This is a genomic window from Janthinobacterium sp. GW822-FHT07A03, from assembly GCF_058798815.1.
In genome coordinates, this window is sequence record NZ_JBXAKW010000003.1 from 47,646 (window position 1) to 68,792 (window position 21,147).

Consider the following 21,147-nt stretch of genomic DNA (forward strand, 5'->3'; position numbering starts at 1 on the left):
CGATGGCAAGCAAGTTGTTCACGAAGTTCGGCCTGCCCCTGGTGGGGCTGGCCTGTGCCTTGCTGTTGTGGTCCATGGGCGTGACGGCGCTGGAAAAGTCCACGCCGATCGCCACCGCCTTCGCGCCCTTGCCTACGGCGCTGGCGTTCAAGGAAATGCTGGGCGGCTCCGATATCTGGCTGCACGTGGTATTGAGCCTGCAAAGGGTGGCCGTGGGCCTGGGACTGGCGATCGTCATCGGCGTGCCGCTGGGCGTGCTGGTGGCCATGTCGAAGAGCTTTTCCGGCGCGGCCATGCCGCTGTTCCAGCTGCTGCGCATGATTTCGCCGCTGTCGTGGATGCCGATCGCCGTGATGGTGCTCGGCGTCGGCGACGCGCCCGTGTACTTCCTGCTGGCGTTCGCGGCCGTCTGGCCTATCCTGCTCAATACGGCGGCCGGCGTGGCGCGGCTCGATCCGAACTGGCTGCTGCTGGCGCGCAGCCTGTCGGCCACGCGCAGCGAGATCGTCTTCAAGGTGATTTTGCCGGGCATCACGGCCGATATCCTGACGGGCGTACGCCTGGCCATCGGCATCATCTGGATCGTGCTGGTGCCGGCCGAAATGCTGGGCGTGTCGGCCGGCCTCGGCTACTTCATCCTCGACACGCGCGACCGCCTCGCGTATTCGGAGCTGATGGCTGCCATCGTGCTGATCGGGATGTTAGGTTTCATCCTCGACTACCTGGCCCGCGCCGCGCATGCGCGCTGGCTGCACGTCAAAAACTAGGCCGCCTTTTCCAGCGGCAGCGCAGCGGCCACCGCCGCCTGCGTTGCCGCCGCCAGTTCGCGCCGGTGCGCGTCGGACGTCGCCACTGGCGCCAGGCAGGTCAGGCGCGCCGTGATCGGCGGGCCGCTCAGGATCGCCACCATGCTTTGCGCAAAGCTCATCTCGCCGATGAAGTCGACGGCGTGATGCAAGGCCCCCTTGTCATCCACGTACACGAGCGCGAACGGCTGCACCGGCACTTGCGCGTCGATGGCCGCCTCGAACAGGTTGGCGTGAAACGGCAGGATCTGCCCTTGCGCGGCGGTCGTGCCTTCGGGGAAGAACGCGATGCGCTCGCCCGCCGTCAGTTTATCCACCAGCCCCTGGAAGATCAGGCGCAGGTCGCGCTTGCTGCCGCGCGAAATGAAGATGGTGCCGGCGCGTCCCGCCAGCCAGCCCAGGATCGGCCAGGCACGGATTTCCGCCTTGGCGACAAAACGGCAGGGGTGGACGGCATTGATGACGAAGATGTCGAGCCACGACACGTGGTTCGCCACCACCATCGCATGGTCGAGGGCCGGCACGCTGTCTGCCGGCTGCGCCACATGCACGCCGCAGATGTCGAGCAGCTGCGTCGACCAGCGGCGGATGCGCCGGTTGCGCCCTTCCAGGTCCAGCCAGGGAAAGAGCACGGCGCTCTTGGCCATGCCGCAGCTCAGGTGAATGGCGATGCGCGCGAGGCGGTAGGTAAGCAGAAGTTTCAAATGACACCAAGGTTGGAAGCAAAGCCATACAGCCGCGTAGGTCGGCTTAGCAGCGCCCGCGAGGCGCTGCGTAAGCCGACAGGAGCCGCCATGGACTTGTCGGATTACGCGTACCGCTAATCCGACCTACGGCTCCGATACAAAAAATTAACGCTGAAACGCCACCTGTCCGGCAACGATGGTCGCCTTGACGATGCCGCTCAGCTCATAGCCGAGGAAAGGCGTGTGCTTGCCCTGGCTGGCCAGCGACGCCGACGACACGGTCCAGCGCGCGGCGGGATCGAAGACGCAGATGTCGGCCGCTTCGCCCACGGCCAGGCTGCCGGCCGGGATGCCGGCGACACGGGCCGCATCGGACGTGACCTTGGCCACGGCGCGCGCCAGCGGACGGGCACCCGCCTGCGGCTGGCCCAGCGCATAGTCGTCGGCCCATTTCAGGGCCAGCGACAGCAGCAGTTCCAGGCCCGTGGCGCCGGGCGACGCTTCGCCGAACGGCAGCAGTTTTTCATCGTCGTCGACGGGCGTGTGGTCCGAGCACATGGCGTCGACCGTGCCGTCGAGCAGGCCGGCGCGGATCGCGTCGCGGTCGCGCTGGCTGCGGAACGGCGGCGTCACGCGCGCGTTCGGATCGAAGAAGCCGATGTCGGCGTCCGTCAGGTGCACGTGATGCACGCCCACGTCGCAGGTGACGGGCAAGCCTTCGGCCTTGGCGGCGCGGATCAGTTCCAGGCCCGCCGCCGAAGAGATGCGGCACAGGTGCACGCGCGCGCGGCTGGCGCGCATCAATTCAAAGATCGTGTGCAGCGCGATGGTCTCGGACATCACGGGCACGCCGGACAAGCCCAGGCGCGACGCCAGCGGGCCGCTGTGGGCGATGCCGCCACGGCCGATGTGCGGGTCTTGCGGGCGCAGCCAGACGGTGTAGCCGAAGGTGTTCGCATACTGCATGGCGCGCAGCAGCACGGTGGTGTCCTCGATCGGCTCTTCCGCCTGTGCGAAGCCGATGCAGCCCGCTTCCGTCAGTTCCGCCATTTCCGTCAGCGACTGGCCCTTCAAGCCCATGGTCAGCGCGCCCAGCGGGTGCACGTGGGCCTTGTTCTGCGTCTTGGCGCGGTATTTCAGCATCTCCACCAGGCCCGGCTCGTCGAGCACGGGATCGGTGTCGGGCGGGCAGACCAGGCTCGTGACGCCGCCTTGCAGCGCCGCCTGCAGTTCCGATTCCAGGGTCGCCTTGTATTCGTAGCCCGGCTCGCGCAGGCGCGCGGACAGGTCAACCAGGCCGGGGGAAACCACCAGGCCGGCCGCGTCAAACGTGGTGTCGGCCTTGAAGCCGGCCGGGGCGCTGCCCACGGCCAGCACCTTGCCGTCGGCGATAAACAGGTCTTGCAAGCCATCGATGCCGTTGGCAGGGTCGATCAGGTGGCCGTTCTTGATATGTAGTGTCGTCATGCTCGCTTACTCGTCCTTGGGCTATCAGCCCTGATTACCAGCCAAAATACTCATTACCGCCATGCGCACGGCGATACCGAACGTCACCTGCGGCAGGATCACCGCCTGCGGACCGTCGGCCACGGCCGAATCGATTTCCACGCCGCGGTTCATCGGGCCCGGATGCATGACGATGGCATCCGGTTTCGCCAGCGCCAGGCGTTCGGGCGTGAGGCCATAGCTCTTGAAGTATTCCTGCGCCGACGGCAGCAGCGCGCCGCTCATGCGTTCATTCTGCAGGCGCAGCATGATGATCACGTCCACGCCCTTGAGGCCTTCATCCATGTTGGTGAAGGTACGCACGCCCATCTGTTCCAGGCCGCCCGGCAGCAGGGTGTGCGGGCCGATGGCGCGCACTTCCGGCACGCCCAGGGTGGTCAACGCATGGATGTCGGAGCGAGCCACGCGGCTGTGCAAAATGTCGCCCACGATGGCCACCGTCAGGTTGGTGAAATCCTTCTTGTAGTGGCGGATCGTGTACATGTCGAGCAAGCCCTGGGTCGGGTGCGCGTGGCGTCCGTCGCCCGCGTTGACCACGTGGACGTGCGGCTGCTTGGTGTCGATCAGGTGCTTGGCGATCAGGTAGGGCGCGCCCGACTGCGCGTGGCGCACGACGAACATGTCGGCATGCATGGCCGACAGGTTGTCGATGGTGTCGAGCAGCGATTCGCCCTTGCTGGCCGACGAGGCCTGGATGTTCAGGTTGATGACGTCGGCCGACAGGCGCTTCGAGGCGATTTCGAAGGTGGTGCGGGTGCGCGTGGAGTTTTCAAAGAACAGGTTGAAAACGCTCTTGCCGCGCATCAGCGGCACCTTTTTCACGTCGCGGTCGGAAATGCCGACGAACGAGGAAGCGGTGTCGAGGATGTGGTTGACGATAGACTTCGGCAAGCCTTCGATCGTCAGCAGATGTTGCAGTTCGCCGTGTTTATTCAGTTGCGGATTAAGCATGGTGGGTATCTATGGTGAGCGTGAATTTTCCATCGTCGGCTTGCTTCAGGACCAGGGCCTGGCCCGGCGGCACGGCAGTGAAGGCGGCCACGAAATCGGCGGCCACCGGCAGCTGGCGTTCGCCGCGGTCGACCAGGGAGGCCAGCATGATCTTGGCCGGGCGGCCATAGTCGAACAATTCGTTGATGGCCGCGCGCGTGGTGCGGCCCGTGTACAGCACGTCGTCGACCAGCAGGATAGTGGCGCCGGCCACATCGAAGGCGATTTGCGTTGGCTTGACGTCCGCATGCAAGCCCTTCTGGGCAAAGTCGTCGCGGTAGAACGAGACATCGAGCACGCCCAGGCGGTCGAGCAGGTTCAGGTCGCGCGCCAGGCGTTCAGCCAGCCAGGCGCCGCCCGAATGGATGCCGACGATGGCCACGTTAGGGATGCCCGCCAGGCCGCTCTGCACCTGCTGCAGCAAGACCGCGTACAAGGCCTCGGCGTCGAGTTGGGAAGGATTCGTAGGATGCGGCATAGAGTTCTTGATCATTCAGGGAGGAAGTCTAGGGTCAGATTAATAATTCGCGTCGAAATACTGTTGCAGGATGATGGCGGCGGCGCGGTCGTCGATGACTTCGCCGCGCTTGGCGGCGATGACGGCCGAGGAATAACGCTCGTCGACCAGTTCCACCGGCAGGTTGAAGCGGCCATGCACCTGGTTAGCGAAACGGCGGCAGCGCGCGCTCATCTCGTGCTCGGTGCCGTCCGGGTGGCTGGGCAAACCCACCACGATGCGGCTGGCGCCCCACTCCCTGATCAGGCTATCGATGGCGGCAAACTTCGGTTCGTTCGCCGTGGCCGTGATCACGCTGAGCGGCTTGGCCTGGCAAATCATGGTATTGCCGATGGCCACGCCGATGCGTTTCAAGCCGAAATCGAAGGCGAGGATGGTGTCGATGGCGTCACCGCTCATGCGTGGCCAGCCTCGCTCGCCAGCATGAGGGGATCGATGCCCAGCAACTTGATGGCCGCCACGTAGCGCTGCTCGATGGGGAAATCGAACAGGATGTCGGCCGAAGCGCCTACCGTCAGCCAGCCGTTGCGGCCGATCTCGTCTTCCAGCTGGCCCGGGCTCCAGCCCGAGTAGCCGATCGAGACGAGCATGCGCTCGGGACCATCGCCCTTGGCGACGGCTTCGAGCACGTCGATCGAGGTGGTAAAGGCCACTTCATCGGTCACCGTCAGCGACGAGGAATAGCGCTCGCCCGGCGTATGCAGCACGAAGCCGCGGTCGTCCTGCACCGGGCCGCCGAACATGATCGGCTCGTTGATGATGGGCGTGTCGCTGCCGGCCGCCAGTTTCAGGTCGATGCGGTCGAACAGCACTTCCATGGTCATGTCGGTGGGCTTGTTGATGACGACGCCCAGCACGCCGTTTTCATTGTGTTCGCACACGTACACGACCGTGCCGCCGAAGATCGGGTCTTGCATGGCCGGCATCGCAATCAGGAAATGGTTGGCCAGATTCAGGGTGGAGGAACCGGTCGCGGCCGGCTCTCCCACACCCTGCATCAGGCGATGTCCTGGTAGAGTCTGGTCGATTTTACTCTTTTTCATACGCGATGCTCTCTCTGTGGGCTTGCTGGCAAGTCTCGCTTACCCCGCTATCGTACGCCTGGCGCAAGCGGCCGCACATCCTGGGCGGCGCGCACCGTGTTGCCAGGCGCTATTCTTGTTATGTTGTAAATTAATGATCAATTCACTATGCCTGCAGGCGCATGTCAATGCCAATTGTAAAATTGATTGCAAAATCGCTGTCGCACATAAAGCACCATGAACATACCCGGTAGTTTACACTGAATTGCCACCGCAGCGACGCCAAAGGCACGACGCGAGCGGCCATAAAGCCCTGTTGGCGGCAAAAAATCGCCTATCTTTGACCCTGAACACGCGAAATAATGACAATCAAGACTTCCCTGGTGTGGTTCCGGCGCGATCTGCGCGCGTTTGACCATGCTGCACTGCATCACGCTCTGCGCCAGAGCCAGGCCGTGCATTGCGTCTTCGTCTACGACACCGCCATCCTGGCAATGCTGCCGCGCCGCGACCGGCGGGTCGACTTCATCCATGCCAGCGTGGCCGAGCTGGCCCATGAGCTGCGCCAACTGGGCGGCGACCTGATCGTGCTGCACGCGGACGCGGCCGAGGCCATCCCGCGCCTGGCCGCCGAACTGAACGCCGACGCCGTCTTTGCCAACCACGACTACGAACCGCAAGCCATCGCGCGCGACGCCACCGTGGCCGCCGCGCTCACGCGCGACGCGCGCCTGTGGTTCAGCTTCAAGGACCAGGTCATCTTTGAAAAGGACGAAGTGCTGACGCTCTCGGCCAAGCCGTACACCGTCTACACGCCGTACAAGAATGCCTGGCTGAAGAAAATGCGCGCCGAACCCGGCTGCCTGGCGCCGTTCGATATCGAACCGCATGCGGCCAGCCTGGCGCCGCCGCGCAATGGCACGCCGGCGCCCCTGCCCAGCTTGGGCGAGCTCGGTTTCGAAGCGAGCAACCTGGCCGAACTGGCCATTCCCACCGGTATGTCGGGCGCCAGCGCGCTGTTCGAGGATTTTTTGCCGCGTGTGGCCCGCTATGACGTGGCGCGCGATTTCCCCGCCCTGAAGGGGCCGTCCTACCTGTCCATGCATCTGCGCTTCGGCACCGTATCGCTGCGCTATCTGGTGCGCACCGTGGTCGACCTGATGGACCGGGGCGGCGGCGGCGATGGCGCACCCGTGTGGCTGGCTGAACTGATCTGGCGCGATTTCTACGCCATGATCCTGTACCAGAACCCGCACGTGGAAGGCGGCGCCTTCAAACCGGCCTACGACGCCATCGCCTGGGAAACGGGAGCCGAGGCCGATGCCGCTTTTGCCGCCTGGTGCGAGGGGCGCACCGGCTATCCGCTGGTCGACGCGGCCATGGCGCAGCTGAACCAGACGGGCTATATGCACAACCGCCTGCGCATGGTCACGGCATGCTTCCTGATCAAGGATCTGGGCATCGACTGGCGCCGCGGCGAAGCGTATTTCGCGCTGCACCTCAATGACTTCGATCTGGCGTCGAACAACGGCGGCTGGCAATGGGCGTCCTCGTCCGGTTGCGATGCCCAGCCCTACTTCCGCATCTTCAATCCCATCACGCAGTCGGAAAAATTCGATGCCGGCGGGCGCTTCATCCGCCGCTACCTGCCGCAGCTCAAGGCGCTGGGCGACAAGGAAATCCACGCGCCCTGGCTGGTACCGCGCATGCTGCTCGAGCAAAAAAACATCATGCTGGGGCGCGACTATCCGGAACCCATCGTGCAGCACGACGAGGCGCGCAAGGAAACCCTCGAGCGCTATGCGGTGGTCAAGGCGGCAGCATAGCTCAAGCGCCAGCCAGCAAGCGCCCAACCTCGGCCAGCAATTCCTCTTCCTGGAACGGCTTGCCGAAATACGCATTCACGCCCAGCTCGAATGCGTGCGCGCGGTGCTTCTCGGCGCTGCGCGAAGTGATCATGATGACGGGGATGGTGCGCGTCTTGTCGTCGCTGCGCACATTGCGCGTCAAATCAAAACCGTCCATGCGCGGCATTTCCACGTCGACCAGCAACAGCGCCGGCATGGCAGCCGGTTCCAGCGCATGCAGCTGCTCCAGCGCATCAAGACCATCCTTGGCCAGCAGCACCTGGTAGCCTTCGCGCTCGAACAAACGCTGCATCACGCGGCGCACCGTCAGCGAATCGTCGACCGCCATCACGCGGATAGCTGGCGCAGCCAGTGCACTGGTGGCCGCATGCTGCTCGCTGCTGGCCAGCGCATACTGCGACAGCAGTTCCGGATGATGCTCGAGGTGCTGCGCCAGCGCCACCGGATTGAGGATCAGCACGATGTCGCCCGTACCCAGCACCGTGGCGCCGGCGATGCCCGGCATGCGCGCCAGTTGCGGGCCCACGTGCTTGACCACGACTTCGCGGTTGCCCACCACGTCATCGACCTGCAAGGCCAGCCTGTCGTTGCCATTCCTCAGCAGCAGCACGGGCGCATGGCGCTGCGTGGCCTGCACCGCCGGCGTCTCGCCCAGCATGGCCGACAGGTGATGCAGCGCCAGCGACTGCCCGTGCGACTCGATGCGCCCGGCCGCCCGCACCTGCTCCAGCTGTTCGCCTTTCAGGTGCAGCACCTGCTCGACCAGCACCGACGGCAAGGCATACGTCTTGCCGTTCGCCGCCAGCAGCACCACTTGCGTAACGGCCAGGGTCAGCGGCAGGTGGATGGTGAAGCGCATGCCCAGGCCCGCCTGCGTCAGCGTTTCCACGCGGCCGCCCAGGGCAAGCGCTTCGGAGCGCACGATGTCCATGCCAACACCGCGTCCGGCCAGTTCCGTCAGGCTGTCGGCGGTGGAAAACCCTGGCGTAAAAATCAGCTCGGTCGCCTGCGCGTCGGTCAGCGGCGCGTCCGTCGCCACAAGACCGGCGCCGTGCGCCTTGGCGCGGATGCGCTCCAGGTCCAGTCCCGCGCCATCGTCGGAAAAGGCGATCGCCACTTCATTGCCATGCTGGCTGACCTGCACCAGCAGCTCGCCCGTCTCGCTCTTGCCAGCAAGCAGGCGCGCGTCGCGCGGCTCGACGCCGTGCACGATGGCGTTGCGCAGCAGGTGCTCGAAGGGCGCGGCCATGCGTTCGAGCACGCTGCGGTCGATTTCCACGCCGCCGCCGCGGATGTCGAGGTTGACCCGCTTGTCGACTTCCTTGGCGCTTTGCCGCGCCACGCGGAACAGGCGTTCGGCGATGCTGGCAAACGGCACCATGCGGATCTGCATCAGGTCGCGCTGCAGCTCGCGCGTCAGCCGCGCCTGCAGCACCAGGTCGTCCGTCACCGCATCGACGCTGTGGCTGAGGTTTTCGTGGAACGAGGCCACGTCGTTGACGCTTTCGGCCATCATGCGCGTGAGTTCCTGCAGGCGCGTAAAACGGTCGAATTCGAGCGGATCGAATTCGCGCTCGCTGCCGACGGCCATGCGCGAGGCGATCTGCGATTCGGCCTGCATTTCCACTTCGCGCAGCTGGCGCCGCAGGCGCGCCAGGTTGTCGGAAAACTCGGACAGCGAAGCGCCCAGCACGCCCACTTCATTTTCCATCTTCGAGCGCGTGATCGACACTTCGCCGGCCTGGTTCACCAGGCGGTCGAGGATATCGGCGCGCACGCGCACCAGCGCCGCCTTCGGTTCGGCCACCGGCGTGTCTTCCATGCCCGGCAAGGGCAGCAAGGGCTGCTGCAGCTGCTCGAACAGGTGCAGCGCATGGTCGTAGTGGGCCAGCAATTCCTCGAAGGCCTGCGGCGTGGCGGTGCCCGCGTGCAGCATGTTTTCGATATGCGTCTCGATTTCATGCGCATGCTGGCCCAGGCGCATGGCGCCGGCCATGCGCGCGCTGCCCTTGACCGTATGCAGGGTGCGCAGCAGCATCTGCGCCTGGCCGCTGTCGTGCGGCTGCTGCTGCCAGCTGCGCAGCGCTTCGCCGATCTGCGGCAGCAGGTCGGCGCCCTCTTCCAGGAAGACGGACAATAAATCGAGGTCGAGTTCATCGCTGATGCCGGCGCTCGCCGCCAGCAGCGCGGCCGCATCGGCCGGCATGATGGCGGGCGCCGGCGCTTCCGGCGCCGCGTACTCCAGCGGCGGTGCGTGTTCGAAACCGGCGTCGAACAGGTCGTCGCTGGCGCCGCTGTCCAGCACCGGTGCTGGTACAGGTGCTTCGGCAGCAGCTGGCTGCAGTGCATCGGCGACGATGCTCGCATACGTCGCCTCGAACAGGGTCTCGAGCTGCGGTACAGGAACTTCGGGAAGCGGCGCGGCGGGCTGCGCGGGCGCGCCGACGATGCTGGCGTAAGCGGCCGCAAACAGGGCGTCGAGCCGGTCTTCCTGGCTCTCGCCGGGCGGCGCCGTCAAGGCCCGCCACAGGGTGTTGAGCGCTTCGATCATGTCCGGCTGCGATGGCGCCAGGTCGCCCAGCGCGAACGCCTGCAGCATTTGCCCGATGCGCTGCGTGGCCTGCTCCAGCACGTCGTGCTGGGCTTCCTGCAGCCCGGCCAGCGGCGGCACCACCGTTTCGATCACCGTCTCGAGAGCGTGCGCCAGGTCGCGCAGGGACTGGAAGCCGACCGTGCCGGACGTCCCCGCCAGCGTATGCACGGCTTGCAGCGCCTCCGCGCTGACGGCGCGCTGTTCATGGCGCCATTCGCCGAAGTCGCGCGTGAGCACGCGCAGCAATTCATCCGTCTCGGCCAGGTAGATGTTGTACAGGGGAAGACTGATGCGCAGTTCGCCCACGTGCTTGAGGTGATCGTCCGGCGCTTCATGGAGCGCGGGCGCCGTGGCCAAAGGAAGTCCGATCACATTGCCATTGCTGGCCACCGGCGTGGCCGGACGCGGCTTGCGCAGTTCGAACGCCCCCCCTTCGCGCACGCGCTCGGCCGCCGCCAGCAGCATGCCGGGCTCACGCTCGCGCCCCGCGCCGCCTTCCAGTTCGGCCACCCATTCGCTGAGCTGGTACCAGCCGTAATTAAGCAAGGTAAACAAGTCGTCGCTGACGGGGCGCGCTTCGGCCAGCCAGGTATTCATGACGCGCTCGATGGCGCCGGCCGCTTCGGCAAACTGCGCCAGGCCGATCATGCGGCTGCTGCCTTTCAGGGTATGAAACGAGCGGCGCAGCATGGCCAGGTGGTCGCCACTGGCGGCCTGCTCGCGCGGCAAGGCCAGCGTGGTGTCGATAAAGGCCAGCACTTCGCGCGCTTCGGCGATAAAAATGTCGAGCATCTCCGCGTCGACATCGGTCACTGCCGGTGCGGCATCCATGCCGGCGGGCGCGGCGGGCGCCAATGCCTGGTCGAGCAAGGGCACGGGCACGGCGCCGGCGGCGGCGACTTTTTCAAATGGCAGGGCGCGGAAGGTGCCGGCGGCGGCATCGAAATGGAAACGCCCGCTGGCCGCCTGCGCGTTGCGGCCCAGCATATCGACAAAAAAGCCCAGCGCGCTGACATTTTGCGCGATCTCGTCGAGCGCCGCGGCGGGCGACTCCGCATTGGCGTGCGCATTGGCGTCGCCACCGGCCAGCTGCCGCACGGCGGCGTCGACCTGCAGCACGGTGGCGCGCGCGTCGTCCTGTCCCAGCCCGGCCAGTTGCTGCTGCAACTGCTCCAGCACGGGCGCGACGCCATCGAGTGCCCCCGCCTTCCCCGCACCCGCTGCATCCGCGTAGTAGGCGTTGAGCACCTTTTCCACCTGGCGCAGCCCCGTCTTCATGTCCTCGGCCAGCGCGGCCACGGTCTGGCCCTGCTCGATCTGGCGCGACAGCTCGCCCGCCGTGACGGGCGGCGGCGCTTCGCCGGCCAGCAGTGCCTGCAGGCGCGCGGCGATGGTTTCCGCATTGCCGGCGAAATCGTCGGGCAGGCGGCGCAGCTGCTCCAGGCCCGTGTCGGCAAACAGCAGCGCCATGCCGATTTCATTCTCCAGAGCCGCGCTGCGCCCGGTGGTGACGGCTTGCCGCGCCACGGCCGCGCATTCGCGCAGCAGGCTGGCCAGGGCCGGCTGCTTCAGGGTCTCCACGTGTGCCGCCACTTCGTGCAGCGATGCGTCGAAATCCGTGCCCAGGACTGGATCGAGGTCGGCTTGCGCCAGACGGCTCCAGCTGGCGCGCGCCTGCGCCAGGGCCGTGCGGGCGCCTTGCAAGGCATCCTGGTCGATCTGGCCGTAGCGCCGCGTTTCCACGTCGGCGGGCACCATGCCGTCCAGGGCGAAAGCGGCGCGCAACTGGCGTGCCTCCGGCATCGGTTCCTGTGCCGCGGCGATGAAGAACAGGGCGTCGCGCAGCATCGTTTCGGGCAGGCTGGCCGTGCCCTGCGCCAGGCGGCGCAATTGCAGATTGATCAGGCCGAACAGCTGTTTGACGTTGAGCGTGCCCATGCCTTCGCCGCTGGCCGCCAGCCCGGCGAACGCCTGCATCGCGAACCAGAAGGTGCGCGCCGGCGCTTCCTGCTGCGCGTCGGCCACCAGGGTCAAGGTGGCGTGCAGCTCGCCCGCATGCTGGCGCCGCGCGGCGTCATCCTGCGCCTTCAGGAAGGGCAGCAGGGATTTTTCAAAGCGTCCGCGCCAGGCAGGATAGTCCGCCACGGGTGGCGTGTCGGCCAGCGCGATGGCCTGCCCTTCCAGCACCGATGAAGGCGGAAAAAACAGGTCGGCCGGGTGGATGCGCTCGGCGCCCAGCAGGGTTTGCAGATCGCGGTAGTAGGGGAACAAGCGCGCCGGCTGCGGCGGCGTGCCGGCCACCAGGTCTTCCAGGTATTCCGTCAATGCCTGATACAGTCCGGCGACGATTTGCGCATGGTCCAGCGTGTATTCGAGGCTGCCGTCGCGAAAGCGCGCCAGCGCCCGTTCCGCGCCGTCCGTCAGCAGGCTGGCGCCGGCCACGTCCACCATCACCAGCGCGCCATGCGCCTGGTGCAGGTGCGAGCGTGCATGCTGCAGGGCCGTGGCGCGTTCCTCGCGCTCGCGGCCTCCCGCCTCGAAAAGGGCTGTTTTCGAGCGGCCCAGGGCTTCGCGGATTTCCACCATCACCCACGACAAAGGTTCGCTGTCGAACGGCTTGGACTGCTGTGGACTATCAGGTGTGCTCATGCATGCCTCGGTAAGGAAATCGCCCTGGCTTGGCGCGACATTCAGGCGGCGACGCGGAAGCGCGACACCGAATTTTTCAGTTCCTGCGCCAGCATCGACAGTTTATGGATCGATTGCGCCGTTTGCTGCGTGCCGTCCTGCGTCTGCTCCGTCACGCTCAGGATATGCTGGATATTCAAGGCCACGCCGCTGGCCGAGCCGGCCTGCGTGCCGGTGGCGAACGAGATGCCCTGGATCAGTTCGGCCAGGTGTTTCGACACCTGACTGATGTCGCTCAAGGCGGCGCCGGCCGCGTCGGACAGGCGCGCGCCCTCGACCACGCCCTGCGTGGACGTTTCCATCGCCCGCGTCGCATCCTGGGTATCGGCCTGGATGGTGCGCACCAGCGCGCCGATCTGCTTGGCGGCGGCCGCCGAGCGTTCGGCCAGGCGCTGCACTTCCTCGGCGACGACGGAAAAGCCGCGCCCCGCCTCGCCGGCCGATGCGGCCTGGATGGCGGCGTTCAGCGCCAGCACATTGGTCTGCTCGGTGATGTCGGAAATGAGCTCGGTGATTTCGCCGATTTCCTGCGACGATTCGCCCAGGCGCTTGATGCGCTTGGACGTATCCTGGATCTGCTCGCGGATTTCATGCATGCCCTTGATGGCATTTTCCACCGCCGTCGAACCCTGCTGCGCCGCTGCCACCGACTGGCGCGCCACGTCGGCCGAGACGCTGGCCGACTTCGACACGTCGGTGATCGCATTGGCCATCTTGACCACGGTGGCGCTGACGCCCTGGATTTCGCGCGACTGCTGCTGCGACGCGATCAGCAGCTTGCTGGAGATGCTTTGCGCCTGCGTCGAGGCGCGGTTGACCTGTTCGGCCGTCGCCGTCACCCGTCCCACCAGCCCGCGCAATTCCTCGACCGTGTAGTTGACGGAATCGGCGATGGCGCCCGTGATGTCTTCCGACACGGTGGCCTGCACCGTCAGGTCGCCATCGGCGACCTTCTGCAATTCGTTCATCAGGCGCAGGATGGCCGCCTGGTTCTGGTCATTCCTGGCCTTCGCCTCTTCCTCTTTTCCCTGCGACTGGAGCCGCAGGATTTCCGCTTCCTGGCGCCGCCGCTCGGCGTCGCGCGTGCGGTTGACGGAGTCCTGCAGCAGCACGCGGCCGATGCCGGCCGCCGCGATCAGGGTCAGCAACACGCCGCCGACCATCATCCAGAAGGCGACGCCCAGGGTTTCCTGGTTCACGTGGTACATCTGCTGCAGCAGGGTCAAACGCTGGCGCAGGTCTTCGTTCTCGTTGAAGATCAGCTGTTCGGCGCTTTTCGCCGAGCTGAATTTGTCGAGCCGGTCGAGTATCGACGACACCAGCTTCTGGTAATTATCGAAACTGGCTTTCAGCACCACCAGCCGGTCGCGCAATTCGGCATCGCGCGTGGGCGCCAGTTGCAGCGACACGCTGCCGTTCAACAGGCCTTCCACGGCGGTACGGAAATACGTCGTGTCGCGTCCCAGCGAAAACGCCGTTTCCGAGCTGATGCTGCCCGACGACAGGAACTCGCTGGCGCTGCGGCTCATGCGCTGGCTCAGCATCATCAGGCGGCCGATGACGGCTAGGTCGCGCGCATTGCCGCCGCGCTGCACCTTCAGGGCCGCGACTTCCTCGGTCTGCGCCAGCAGCGCCGGCGACAGCGCGTTCAATTGCTGCAAGGTCTTGTCGAATTCGCCCAGTTCCGTTTTCAGGCGCAGGATGGTGCTGGCCGCGCGGTCGCTGCTGGCCCACTTCTTGCGCGCGTCGGCCACGGCCGCCAGCAGGGCGGAACGCGACTCGCCGATATCGCGGCCGTGATACGTCCCGCCGCGCAGCATCAGGCGGAAATCCTGGTTCAGTTCATTGCGGCTTTCCTCGAGCTGGCGGAACGCTTCCGGATTGCCTTGCACGGCGTTCGGCGCGGCCTTGCCGATGCGCTGCGAATGCATCAGCGCATCGCTGGCCAGCTGCGTCTGCGCCGAGGCGATATTGCCGCTGCGCGTATTGAGTCCCACGAACAGCAGGCTGGCGGCCAGGCTCAGGGCCATCACCGTTGACAGGATGCTCAGCTGCTTTTGCAGCGGAAAATGGCCGATCAGCGGCAGCTTCAAGTCGCGCACCGGCGCATTGGCCAGCGACTTGCGCCGTCCCAGCGCGTCGCGCAGGCGCAGCGGCAGGTCGGCAGCCGATGCCGGCTCGCCGGGCGCGTGCTCCGCTTCGGGCATGCCGGCCGCCAGGATGGGGGAATGGGCGCCCATCAGCAGATGTCCTTGTGGGCGGCAAGGCCGCCAAAGCCGGCATCGAGGAAGCGTTCCGCTTGCGCCAGCTGCGCCAGGTCCAGGCGCAGCCATTGCTGCCCTTCGCTGTCGCGCAGCGCCTGCGCCGCCCACGACGGCGGTCCATCCGGCAAGGAGACGGGCTGCATCGCGCGCAGCTGGCGCAAGCCCAGTACGCGCTCGACCAGCAATGCGCAATTGAGGCCCAGGCGGGGTGAAAAGGTGATGATGCGGCAGTGATTGCCGGGCACGCAGGCCGGCTCGCCCATGTAACGGGCCAGGTCGACGACCCCCGTCAGGCGTCCGCGCATGGCCGCCAGGCCCAGGTACCAGTCCTGCGCCAGCGGCACGCTCTGGATCTGCACACCGGCGGCAATGACGATTTCACCGAGCTGCGTCAGGTCGAGCAGACAGGGGCGGCCACCGAGCATCACGCCCAGTTCCTTGCGCGCCGCCAGCGCGCCGCTGCGCGCTGCCTGTATCCGCTCGATCAATTGCAGCTGATACTGGCGCAAGCGCCCCTGCCGCGCACCCGCCTCGAAGGATGGCATGGCGGCAGCGGCAGGCGGAAAGGCCGTTGTGGACACGCCGTGACCTGGCATCGTGTGCATGCTCAGGAAAGCGCGGCGATCTTGGCCAGCAGCTCGGCTTCCACCACCGGCTTGACCAGGTAATCGCGCGCGCCCTGGCGCAAGCCCCAGATGCGGTCCGTTTCCTGGCTCTTGCTGGAGCAGATAATCACCGGCACGTCCTGCAGTTCGGGATCGCGCGCGATGGCGCGCGTGATCTGGAAGCCATTCGCACCGGGCATCACCACGTCCATCAGGATCAGGTCGGGCCTGGCCTCTTTGAGTTGCGCCAGCGCGTCGGCGCCGTCCTGCGCCGTGAGGACGGCATAACCGGCACGCACCAGCATCTCGCTCAGGTAGTAGCGTTCTGTCGGCGAGTCATCGACGATCAGAATTGTGTGTATGGCCATCTGCTTCCTTGCTGCGTTGTCAATCAATAAAACCACTTACTCAAAATGCCCGGCCAGGTGCAGCCGCACGGCCTCCAGCAGCGCCTCGCGCGCCAGCGGCTTGGCCAGGCAGGCACTGGCGCCCGCCATGGCGCCGCGCGCGCGGTCGAACAAGCCTTCCTTCGACGACAGCATCAGCACCGGCGTGGCGTGATACGCGGCGCTGGCCTTGATCAGCGCACAAGTACGGTAGCCGTCCAGGCGCGGCATCAGAATGTCGCACACGATCAGCGCCGGCTGGCAGTCGGCGATCTTGGCCAGGGCCTCGAAGCCGTTTTCCGCCACCACCACGCGATAACCGGCCTCGCCGAGGATCTTCGCGGCCGCGCTGCGTATCGTCGCGCTGTCGTCGATGACGAGTATCGTGGCGCTGGCGCACACGGCATCGGGCGGCACCTCGGGCGGGAAGGGACGCGTCATGTGATTATTCGACAATCTTTCATACCATAGCACAGGCGGCCGCGATACCAGCGTGCGGCAGCGGCATCCCGTGGACCTGATTGATTACAGCGCCACCATCTCGAAATCATCCTTGCGCGCACCGCATTCAGGACAGGTCCAGTTCATCGGAACATCGGCCCAACGCGTGCCGGGAGCGATGTCTTCGTCGGGCAAGCCGGCCGCTTCATCATAAACCCAGCCGCAAATAAGACACATCCACGTTTGGAATTGCTGCGTTGTTTCGTTGCTACTCACGTTCTGCCACCCTTCAATCAAGTAAAATGCTGAATTAGGTATCTTAATCTACCCGCCGTGCAAAACCAAACTTCTCCCCTCATATTAAGCTTCGGCGTGTCCGATCCGGTCGGCGCGATCGGCATTCAAGCCGATCTGGCCACGTTTTCAGCCTTCGGCTGCCATGGCCTGTCGGTCACCACGGGCCTGCTGATCAGCGATACGGCACGCGTGGAAGACGTGCAGGCGGTCGACCCGGACTGGGTTTCCGACCAGGCGCGCGTGCTGCTGGAAGACATGTCCGTCGCCGCCATCAAGATCGGCGCGCTGGGCAGCGTGGAAAACGTCACGGCCATCGCCGAAATCGTCTCCGACTATCCGACCGTGCCGCTGATCCTCGATCCCTTCATCTCGGCGCTGCCGGAACAGGGCATGGACGACGAAGACATCCTCACCGCCGTGCGCCAGCTGCTGATCCCGCAAACGACCCTGCTGGTGCTCTCGCCGGTGGAACTGGAGCGCCTGGCCGAGACCTGGCGCGACGCCGATCCGGACGACACCCTGCAAAACGACGTCGACTACCTGGTGGCGCTGGGCTGCGAATACGTGCTCGTCACCGGCATGCCGGCCGACGCCAGCAAGTCCGGCATGGGCGAAGGCAAGCTGCGCGCCAATACCCTGTTCGGCGAGGACGGCGTGGTGCGCCACGACGAATGGCAGCACCTGCCGGGCATCTTCAACGGCGCCGGCAGCACCCTGTCGGCCGCGGCCACCGCCCTGCTGGCCCTGGCGGCAAACGAAGACGACGTGCCGCAGGTGGTCGTGGCGGCGCAGGAATTCACGGCCGGCGCGCTGGCCCACGCGCAACGCCACGGCATGGGCAAGCTGGTACCGAACCGGCTGTTCCGGCAGCAGCGCCAGCACGGCGCCCAATAATCCCGTCCAGACAAACACAGACGACACAGACAACGATCCACTCTCAAGGCACGATTATCATGACGACGACTTCACAGAACGACATCCTGTTTGCCCGCGCACAAAAAACCACGCCCGGCGGCGTCAATTCGCCCGTACGCGCCTTCCGCTCCGTGGGCGGCACGCCGCGCTTCATCACGCGCGCCGAAGGCCCGTACTTCTGGGACGCGGACGGCAAGCGCTATATCGACTACATCGGCTCGTGGGGCCCGGCCATCGTCGGCCACGCCCACCCGGAAGTGGTGAAAGCGGTGCAGGATGCGGCCGCGCTGGGCCTGTCGTTCGGCGCGCCGACCGAAGGCGAAGTGCTGATGGCCGAGGAAATCACGCGCCTGGTGCCGTCGATCGAGCAAGTGCGCCTGGTGTCGTCGGGCACGGAAGCGACCATGAGCGCCCTGCGCCTGGCGCGCGGCGCCACGGGACGCGACAAGATCGTCAAGTTCGAAGGCTGCTACCACGGCCACGCCGATTCGCTGCTGGTCAAGGCGGGCAGCGGCCTGCTCACCTTCGGCAATCCGACATCGGCCGGCGTGCCGGAAGATTTTGTCAAGCACACCCTGGTGCTCGACTATAACAACGTGGAACAGCTGAAGGACGCCTTCGACAGCTTCGGCGCGGAGATCGCCTGCGTCATCGTCGAACCCGTGGCCGGCAACATGAACCTGGTAAAAGCCACGCCAGAATTCCTGCAGGCGATGCGCGAACTGTGCACGCAGCACGGCGCCCTGCTCATTTTCGATGAGGTCATGTGCGGCTTGCGCGTGGCCCTGGGCGGCGCGCAGGCGCTGTACGGCATCAAGCCCGACCTCACCGCGCTGGGCAAGGTGATCGGCGGCGGCATGCCGGTGGCGGCCTTCGGCGGCAGCGCGGCGCTGATGCACAACATGGCGCCGCTGGGCGCCGTCTACCAGGCCGGCACCTTGTCCGGCAACCCGGTCGCCGTGGCGGCCGGCATGGCTACCCTGAAACTGATCCAGCAGCCTGGCTTCTACGAGCAGCTGGGCGCCACGGCCAAGCGCCTGGCCGAAGGCCTGACCGCCGCCGCCAAGGAGGCAGGCGTGGTGTTCTGCGCCGACTACATCGGCGGCATGTTCGGCATCTATTTCAGCGAAACGCCGCCGACCAGCTACGCGGAAATGATGGCGGGCGACCGCAGCAAGTTCAACGCCTTCTTCCACGCCATGCTGGACGAAGGCGTGTACTTCGCGCCCGCCGCGTTCGAGGCAGGCTTCGTCTCGGCACAGCACGATGACGCCGTCATCGACGCCACCATCGCTGCCGCACGCAAGGTGTTTGCCAAGCTGGCGTAAGGTACACACCTGACAAAACCTACTGCGCGTCGCGCTTTGCGGCCGGCGATGCTCACCGTACTAAAGTACGGTTGCGCTTCTCGGCCACAAATCACTGCCGCTCGCTACGGTTTTGTCAGGTGTCGTTACACTGTAGCGCCTTGTAGCAGTTCCGCCACCAGCGCCGGCAGCCTGGCCATGTCGCTGAACACGACATGCGCGCCGGCCGCCTTCAGGCGTGCTTCCTGGCCGGCGGCGATATGCCCGCCGCCGATGAATCCCAATACCGTCATGCCCGCCGCCACGGCGGCCGTCACGCCCGTGACGCTGTCTTCCAGCACCAGGCACTGGCTTGGCGGCACGCCAAAGGCGGCTGCCGCCGCCAGGTAGACGCCCGGATGCGGCTTGGCGTGGCCCACCAGGTCCGGCGTAAACACGCGCTTGTCGAACAGCGGCGCCATGCCGGTCCGTTCGAGTGCCGACAGCACGCGCGCGCTGACGCTGTTCGAGGCCACAGCCTTGGGCAGCGGAATGGCGGCCAGCGCCTGCGCCACGCCGGGCACGGCGCGCAATTGCGCATCGCAGGCCGCATCGACGGCGTTGCCGATGGCCATGATCTCGTCGGCCGGCAATTGCGGCAAGCCCAGTTCCTTGTAGATATCCTGCATCAGCGGCACCAGGCGCTGGCCCAGGCGCGGCTCGATCAAGCCTTGCACGGTGACGCCCTCGGGCAGGTTCGGCAGGCGTGGCCCCAGCAACTCCAGCAGCGCTTGCAGGGCCACGGCTTCGCTGTCGATCAGCACGCCATCGCAGTCGCTGATCAGATGGGTGAAGCGCGGTGGGGTGATGGCGGTATCAGGCATGGACTCTCCAGAAGAACAACGGTGACGGGAAATGCGGCGGCCGGCCGGCCAAGGCTGGCATCGCAACGATCATAGGTGGAACAGGCGGACGCTGCCACGCAGAAAACGGCTCAATGACGATACTTTTCTGCAAAAGGCAGACTACGGGGGAAAAGACTGGCTCAGCACAGACAACGTAGATACCAATTCAATACCACGCAATACCAGTGATTATCGCTGATTTTTGAATTTGCTGCGCTCGCCTTGAAACCGGGACGCGGGAGCGTCCCGGCAAGAGGGCTTATTTCAGCCAGCCGCGGTGGCGGAAGTACAGGAAGGGCGCGATGGCGCTGGTGATCATCAAGCCCCAGGCCCATGGATAGCCGAACGACCATTCCAGTTCCGGCATCAGCTTGAAGTTCATGCCGTACACGCTGGCGATCAGGGTGGGCGGCAGGAAGGCCACGCTGGCCACGGAGAAGATCTTGATGATCTTGTTCTGGTTGATGTTGATGAAGCCGACGGTGGCGTCCATCAGGAAGTTGATCTTGTCGAACAGGAAAGACGTGTGACCGTCCAGCGATTCGATGTCGCGCAAAATCTGGCGCGCTTCCTCGAACTGCTCGGAATTGAGCAAGCGGCCGCGCATCAGGAAGCTCACGGCGCGGCGCGTATCCATCATGTTGCGGCGGATACGGCCATTCAAATCTTCCTCATGGGCAATAGCATTCAGCGCTTCGGCCGCGTGCGCATCGGTAAATTCCTTTTGCAGCACGCGCGTGCTGACTTCTTCCAGGTTCTGGTAGATGCCTTCGAGCACGTCGGCCGAATATTCGGCATCGGTGGCGTACAGGTCGAGCAGCACGTCCATGTAGTCGGCGATCGAGCCGGGCCGCGAGCGGGCGCGCATCCGCACCAGGCGGAACACGGGCAAGTCGTCCGTATGCATGGAAAACAAAATCTTGCGGGCCAGGATGAAGGCCACGGTGATGACGCGCGACGGGCCGTCGTCTTCTTCGCGCAAGAAATCCGTGCGCAGATGCAAGTCGCCATTTTCCGCTTCGTAATAGCGTGCCGACGCTTCAATATCCTTGACTTCGTCTTCGCCCGGCAGGGTGACGTTGTAGATGGCCTTGACCCAGGCCCGTTCATCGTCGGTAGGGTCGGTCAGGTCGACCCACACCGGTTCGGCATTTTCGAGGTCTGCGCGGCTGTCGATCGGCACCTGGTTGAGCCGGCCATTCTGTAATACAAAGACATTGATCATGCGCGCTCTCAGCCGGATGTTGGGTTATCGTAATGTGCTGGCGCTGGCGCCAAAAATGAAAACAGCGCAAGTGTACCCGCAAAGGCCTTTTCACGACCACCCCCGGCACTGCTTTTTCACGGAAAAAGTGCGGCGCTGCACCAATCG

Annotated in this window: 18 protein-coding genes; 4 read left to right on the forward strand and 14 right to left on the reverse strand. The window is 65.4% G+C overall.

The window, feature by feature from the left end; translation table 11 throughout:
- The first annotated feature begins 2 nt into the window (after window positions 1-2).
- Window positions 3-767, forward strand: coding sequence for an ABC transporter permease (locus tag AC1RJW_RS09815; RefSeq protein ID WP_493044770.1), 765 nt, complete (start codon window positions 3-5; stop codon window positions 765-767).
- Here the strand turns inward: AC1RJW_RS09815 and AC1RJW_RS09820 are convergent.
- The 6 genes from AC1RJW_RS09820 to AC1RJW_RS09845 form a co-directional block, all read right to left on the reverse strand.
- Window positions 764-1,510: a lysophospholipid acyltransferase family protein gene (locus AC1RJW_RS09820; protein WP_326458785.1), complete on the reverse strand. Its 747-nt coding sequence runs from the start codon at window positions 1,508-1,510 to the stop codon at window positions 764-766. The genes AC1RJW_RS09815 and AC1RJW_RS09820 overlap by 4 nt on opposite strands.
- Window positions 1,511-1,657: 147 nt before the next feature.
- Window positions 1,658-2,959 carry a dihydroorotase gene (locus AC1RJW_RS09825; protein WP_326458786.1) on the reverse strand — a complete coding sequence of 434 codons (1,302 nt, stop codon included), beginning with the start codon at window positions 2,957-2,959 and terminating at the stop codon, window positions 1,658-1,660.
- A 24-nt stretch (window positions 2,960-2,983) separates the two neighbouring features.
- Complete coding sequence (locus AC1RJW_RS09830; RefSeq protein WP_034746695.1) at window positions 2,984-3,949, reverse strand: aspartate carbamoyltransferase catalytic subunit; 966 nt, start codon at window positions 3,947-3,949, stop codon at window positions 2,984-2,986.
- Complete coding sequence (gene pyrR, locus AC1RJW_RS09835; protein ID WP_493044771.1) at window positions 3,942-4,466, reverse strand: bifunctional pyr operon transcriptional regulator/uracil phosphoribosyltransferase PyrR; 525 nt, start codon at window positions 4,464-4,466, stop codon at window positions 3,942-3,944. Before pyrR ends, AC1RJW_RS09830 begins: the two co-directional genes overlap by 8 nt.
- Before the next feature lie 39 nt (window positions 4,467-4,505).
- Complete coding sequence (gene ruvX, locus AC1RJW_RS09840; protein ID WP_230492103.1) at window positions 4,506-4,904, reverse strand: Holliday junction resolvase RuvX; 399 nt, start codon at window positions 4,902-4,904, stop codon at window positions 4,506-4,508.
- A complete protein-coding gene (locus tag AC1RJW_RS09845) occupies window positions 4,901-5,503 on the reverse strand; it encodes a YqgE/AlgH family protein (protein WP_493045144.1) in 603 nt (200 codons plus the stop codon). The genes ruvX and AC1RJW_RS09845 overlap by 4 nt, the downstream gene beginning before the upstream one ends.
- Before the next feature lie 386 nt (window positions 5,504-5,889).
- On the opposite strand from AC1RJW_RS09845, the gene AC1RJW_RS09850 reads away from it, so the two are divergent.
- A complete protein-coding gene (locus AC1RJW_RS09850) occupies window positions 5,890-7,353 on the forward strand; it encodes a cryptochrome/photolyase family protein (RefSeq protein ID WP_493044773.1) in 1,464 nt (487 codons plus the stop codon).
- Between the two features lies 1 nt (window position 7,354).
- Here AC1RJW_RS09850 and AC1RJW_RS09855 read toward each other — a convergent pair whose 3' ends face one another.
- From AC1RJW_RS09855 to AC1RJW_RS09880, 6 genes are all read right to left on the reverse strand, one after another.
- Complete coding sequence (locus tag AC1RJW_RS09855) at window positions 7,355-12,637, reverse strand: Hpt domain-containing protein (protein WP_493044774.1); 5,283 nt, start codon at window positions 12,635-12,637, stop codon at window positions 7,355-7,357.
- A 41-nt stretch (window positions 12,638-12,678) separates the two neighbouring features.
- Complete coding sequence (locus AC1RJW_RS09860) at window positions 12,679-14,916, reverse strand: methyl-accepting chemotaxis protein (protein ID WP_493044775.1); 2,238 nt, start codon at window positions 14,914-14,916, stop codon at window positions 12,679-12,681.
- Window positions 14,916-15,521 carry a chemotaxis protein CheW gene (locus AC1RJW_RS09865; RefSeq protein WP_493044776.1) on the reverse strand — a complete coding sequence of 202 codons (606 nt, stop codon included), beginning with the start codon at window positions 15,519-15,521 and terminating at the stop codon, window positions 14,916-14,918. The genes AC1RJW_RS09860 and AC1RJW_RS09865 overlap by 1 nt, the downstream gene beginning before the upstream one ends.
- A 26-nt stretch (window positions 15,522-15,547) precedes the next feature.
- Complete coding sequence (locus tag AC1RJW_RS09870) at window positions 15,548-15,913, reverse strand: response regulator transcription factor (RefSeq protein WP_070222135.1); 366 nt, start codon at window positions 15,911-15,913, stop codon at window positions 15,548-15,550.
- A gap of 36 nt (window positions 15,914-15,949) precedes the next feature.
- Window positions 15,950-16,372 carry a response regulator gene (locus AC1RJW_RS09875; RefSeq protein ID WP_326457650.1) on the reverse strand — a complete coding sequence of 141 codons (423 nt, stop codon included), beginning with the start codon at window positions 16,370-16,372 and terminating at the stop codon, window positions 15,950-15,952.
- An 84-nt stretch (window positions 16,373-16,456) separates the two neighbouring features.
- A complete protein-coding gene (locus AC1RJW_RS09880) occupies window positions 16,457-16,609 on the reverse strand; it encodes a rubredoxin (RefSeq protein ID WP_010401308.1) in 153 nt (50 codons plus the stop codon).
- Window positions 16,610-16,705: 96 nt separating this feature from the next.
- Between AC1RJW_RS09880 and thiD the strand changes: the two genes are divergently transcribed.
- Window positions 16,706-17,563, forward strand: a complete 858-nt coding sequence (gene thiD / locus AC1RJW_RS09885; protein ID WP_493044777.1) for a bifunctional hydroxymethylpyrimidine kinase/phosphomethylpyrimidine kinase — start codon at window positions 16,706-16,708, stop codon at window positions 17,561-17,563.
- A gap of 59 nt (window positions 17,564-17,622) precedes the next feature.
- The gene (hemL, locus tag AC1RJW_RS09890) at window positions 17,623-18,912 is read left to right on the forward strand and encodes a glutamate-1-semialdehyde 2,1-aminomutase (protein WP_139090760.1); all 1,290 of its coding nucleotides are present in this window, start codon (window positions 17,623-17,625) and stop codon (window positions 18,910-18,912) included.
- 125 nt (window positions 18,913-19,037) lie between these two features.
- Here hemL and AC1RJW_RS09895 read toward each other — a convergent pair whose 3' ends face one another.
- A complete protein-coding gene (locus tag AC1RJW_RS09895) occupies window positions 19,038-19,754 on the reverse strand; it encodes an HAD family hydrolase (protein WP_493044778.1) in 717 nt (238 codons plus the stop codon).
- Between the two features lie 280 nt (window positions 19,755-20,034).
- Window positions 20,035-21,000, reverse strand: a complete 966-nt coding sequence (gene corA, locus AC1RJW_RS09900; protein WP_034746658.1) for a magnesium/cobalt transporter CorA — start codon at window positions 20,998-21,000, stop codon at window positions 20,035-20,037.
- Window positions 21,001-21,147 lie beyond the last annotated feature (147 nt).